Source organism: Dialister sp. UBA1703 (genome assembly GCA_002320515.1).
Classification (GTDB): domain Bacteria; phylum Bacillota; class Negativicutes; order Veillonellales; family Dialisteraceae; genus Dialister.
Window position 1 is genome coordinate 1 of sequence record DCJJ01000101.1, and the last position, 4,257, is coordinate 4,257.

The following is a 4,257-nucleotide window of genomic DNA, read 5'->3' on the forward strand; positions in this document are numbered from 1 at the left end:
CCCTCTGAACCCTCTGAACCCTCACGCCGCAGGCGTGTCCATGCGGCGTCAGCCGCCACCACAACCCTCAGCGCCATAGGCGCTGAGGCCTCCTGAGCGTCAGCGAACACAACCTTTTGCCCGAAGGGCAAAGCCCCTTCGCCCGCGGAGCGGGCGTTAACTTTCCCCATTGAACCCTCTGAACCCTGCGGCTCTGCCGCCATTAAAAAAGGAGAACCATTATGGAATACATTATCGACGACAACTATGTACCCTTGAACAGCAGCCTCAGCAGCATCGAATATCTTATGGAAAAAATTCTGATAGATGTCCAGTATGTGAAAAGTTTGGCAGAAGGCATAGACGATGACGATGATAACTATGATGACGACGATTATGATGATTATGACGATGACGATCGTGCCGGTTTACAGGTCATCAAACTGGAAGGCCAGCTCCAGATATACCGGCAGGAGCTCGAATTCCTTCGGCAGAACCTCTCATTGGTGGCGGGCACACTGGATCATTTGAAAAACGATGCCGAAGAGGCAAGGGATGCGGTGCATAAGCTTCGGCATGACATCGACTGGTATGGGGAAACCAGGTAACTGCCCCAAGGCGCCTTAAACGGCTATTCGCTATCCGCTTCCCGCTGACCGATGTGGGGTTGGACTGTATTCCCGAAAGCAAGGAGATTTTCAGACGGTCAGACATCAGACATCAGATGTTCCACCGGTCATTCCGGACGGAATTCCCGAAAGCAAAAGAGTTCCGCCCGCAGGGCGGGCCGGCTCAGAGAGAAGAGAAAAGGTTCTTAAGATTGACGGGGCTTTCGCCCGCGAAGCGGGTGTCAATCTTAAGAACCTTTTTCTACACCCCTTCTACACAACCTGCCGCTGACAGGCGGCTCCAACCTGCGGCGCCAGCCGCCACCACAACCCTCGGGCCTAAGGCCCGTCAAACCTAAGAACCCTTGGGCCCCAGGCCCATCAAACTTAAGAACCTTCCTCTTTGAACCCTCACGCCCCGGGCGTGTCAAAAGATTCCTCTTTTCAAAAGAGCATGGCCTGCATTATAATTAAGAATGGAAAATCAGCGTTTCACAGGAAGGAGGGGTATCATGGGTTTGCCCATCAGGGATATACTGATACTGGATTATTTCGACGGAAAGCCGCTGCACCACCGCATACCGCCCTACAAACTGAATATCTACGGCCCCGATGCCAATACCCGGATAGACTCCCTCGTGGAAGAGGGCTGGATACGATCCAGCCGGCCCCAGGAGACAGTGAACATGCTGCCGGACAAGGTGCTTTCCGATTTCCTGAAACGCTACGACCTGTCGGGGGAAGGCACCCACGCCGAGCTTACGGGACGGGTGATTGCCAAGATTCCGGAGAAAGACTACGCCCATGGCGTGCCGAGGGTGTATGTGCTCACGAAGGAAGGAAAGGCGGAAATCGGACACCACATGGCCTACGTGCTGAACGTGCGGGAAAACTACGGCCTCACGGAAGGAGAAATCGGGGAGTCCCAGACCGCCCTCACCCAGCGGGGAGAACCCTTTACCGCCAGGGACATCCTCTACCGCGCCTTCCAGCAGAAAATCGCCATTTACACCATGGCCGGCGAGTGGTCGAAACTGCGGAATATGTACTACACCGTAGCCAATTTCTACCTGCGGATCAAGGACAAGAGCCGCGCCCTGCCCTGCCTGTACCTGGTGTTCTTCATGGATATGTCGGGCATGGGAAATAAGAATAACCTGGTGCCCTATGAGAACCTGTTTCCCACCCAGAAGGGCATGATTCTTCTCATGGATGAAATACGGAAGGAACTGCACCTTACCATGGATGACGTGAAGACCTCCTTCCTCTCCTCCGTGGCCCGCATGGCCCCAAGACTGCCCTTCTCCTACTTCTCCCCCCAGATGATGGCCTCCATGCTCCTGGAGCGGCTCAGGGGACGGGATTTCAACGGCACCCGCTACATTGCAGACCGCAACGTGCCGGATCCCTCCTCCAAATCCTACCACTACGTGCCCTACGGAAGAAGCGAAGCAAGGGGCCCCGTGCACAGGACGCCGGTGGTGAAGCCGAGAATCATGGCGCCTCCCGTGCTCCGCATGCCTACCTTCACCGCACCGCCGCCCTTCCGCCCCAGCGAAAGCGCATCCCCCCTTCCCCGGGTGCCCAAGCCGGAACCGGAAAAACCGGTGATGCCTAAGCCGATTAAGAAAGAGAAGAAAGGGATTCTGGGAAGACTTAAGGATCTCTTCTGAAATAGGGGGCTGGCCGCTGTCGGCTATCGGCTGGTTATGAGCGGATGGACTGTATTCCCGAAAGTAAAAGGGGACTTTTAGCAACGTTAAGCTATGTGTAACTTAAGTAGTAGAAGGGAAAGAGTAGAGAGGCCATATTCTGCCCCCTGAATAGGGGTGGCAAGGGAACTGGAGTCACTCCAGTGACACGCTTCCCTTTGGGTAAGTCCGGCGAAGCCGGATAGGGGGTGGCCACGATAGTGGCCGATTCCCGCGGACAAGTCCCGTAACGCTGACTTTATAATCATTGCCGCCGATAGGCGCAATCCACAATCCTCTGAATCCTGACGCCGCAGGCGTGTCCATGGGCAATCCACAACCCTCAGCGCCATAGGCGCTGAGGCCCCTTGAGCGCCAGCGATGCACAGCGAACACATTTTATAGGAGCGATAGCGACGCATAAAATGTAGTGAGTCGTTTCCCCTCTGGGGACACAACCTTTTGCCCGAAGGGCAAAGCCCCTTCGCCCGCGGAGCGGGCGTTAAACCTAAGAACCTTTTTCCTCCACCCTTCTACGCAGCCTGCGGCGCCGGATGCGCCCTTTGCCCCACAATTTCCTTGACAGGGGGGAAAGGGCCGATTATAATATCGGATAAATATACAAAAGCGAGGAACAGGATTGAGCTTGGCCGGAAATGACAGAGAGCCGGGAGGATGGAAACCGGTATGGAAGGAAAGCGTGTCCCCTGGGAGCTTCGGGCTGAAAGCCAGTAAGCCTGCCGTCTGTCCGCGTTAAGGATGTGAAGTATAATGCAGGGTGGTACCGCGCGATTGCGCCCTTGTCCGTGGGACAGGGCTTTTTTTATTTCATCCTTCCCTATGCTTCAAGGTATAAGTGAGAGTGGTACCGCGCCGATGCGCCTCTTTTCTGCAGTATGCGGAAAAGAGGCTTTTTTGTCAGAGGAAATCAAACCGCTGGCCACATTTCTTTTTCATCCTATATTTCAACTTTCAGGAGGATATTATGAAAACAGCAACTGAAAAACGTATCGAATTCCGCAATGCCTTAAAGTCCGGAAAGATTCTGGTCACCCCGGGTGTAGGGGATGCGCTGACGGCGAAAATCGCAGAGAAGGCAGGCATCCGCTGCGTCATCATGGGCGGCTACTCCGTGTCCGCATCTCTTCTGGGACAGCCGGACGTGGGCCTTCTCTCCTGCAGTGAAATGGTGAACCAGCTTACCGGCATCTGCAACGCAGTGGACATTCCGGCCATGGCGGACGGCGATACGGGCTACGGCAATGCGCTGAATACCATCCGCACGGAGCGCATGTTTGAACAGGCCGGCGCTGCCTGCATTTTCTTCGAAGACCAGGCATGGCCGAAACGCTGCGGCCACATGGACGGCAAGCAGGTCATCTCCGCTGAAGAACATGCCCAGAAAATCCGCGCCGCCGTGGATGCCCGCCTGGATAAGGAAACAGTGATTATGTCCCGCACCGACAGCCGCGCCGTTTACGGCATTGACGACGCCATCGAAAGAAGCAAACGCTATGCCGACGCCGGTGCTGAAATCTGCTTCGCCGATGGTATCGGAAGCCGGGAAGAACTGGAAAAATTCGCCCGAGGCATGGAAGGAAGCGGCGCCTACATCGTAGCCAACATGATCGAAGGCGGCAAGACACCGCTTATCTCTGCCAAAGAACTGGAAGAAATGGGATTCTCCATCGTATTCTGGGCATGCAGCGCCGTATACACCATTTCCAAAGCCCTCTATGACCTCTTCACCGGACTGGAAAAGAACGGTACCACGGAAGCCACCGCAGACAAAATGATCGAATTCGGCCAGTTCAACCACATCATCGGCCTGGACACCTATAAGCAGCTGGAAAGAAAGTACAAAGTAGACAGGGATGACTGAGAGATAGTGGGCTAGCTAGTGTGCTAGTGTTCTAGTGGGCTGGTGTTCTAGTGGGCTAGGGAAGCACTGATTAAATCATAGAGTCTGCTTTTATAAG

General features: G+C 54.9%; 3 protein-coding genes. All 3 read left to right on the top strand.

Annotated elements, in window-relative coordinates; genetic code table 11:
* Positions 1-221: 221 nt before the first annotated feature.
* The 3 genes from B2Y11_RS04885 (at position 222) to B2Y11_RS04895 (ending at position 4,160) form a co-directional block, all read left to right on the top strand.
* On the top strand, positions 222-587 hold the full coding sequence (locus tag B2Y11_RS04885) for a hypothetical protein (RefSeq protein ID WP_291056890.1): 366 nt from the start codon (positions 222-224) through the stop codon (positions 585-587).
* A 512-nt stretch (positions 588-1,099) separates the two neighbouring features.
* Complete coding sequence (locus B2Y11_RS04890) at positions 1,100-2,260, top strand: hypothetical protein (protein ID WP_291056892.1); 1,161 nt, start codon at positions 1,100-1,102, stop codon at positions 2,258-2,260.
* A 1,003-nt stretch (positions 2,261-3,263) separates the two neighbouring features.
* Positions 3,264-4,160: an isocitrate lyase/PEP mutase family protein gene (locus tag B2Y11_RS04895; RefSeq protein ID WP_291056894.1), complete on the top strand. Its 897-nt coding sequence runs from the start codon at positions 3,264-3,266 to the stop codon at positions 4,158-4,160.
* Positions 4,161-4,257 lie beyond the last annotated feature (97 nt).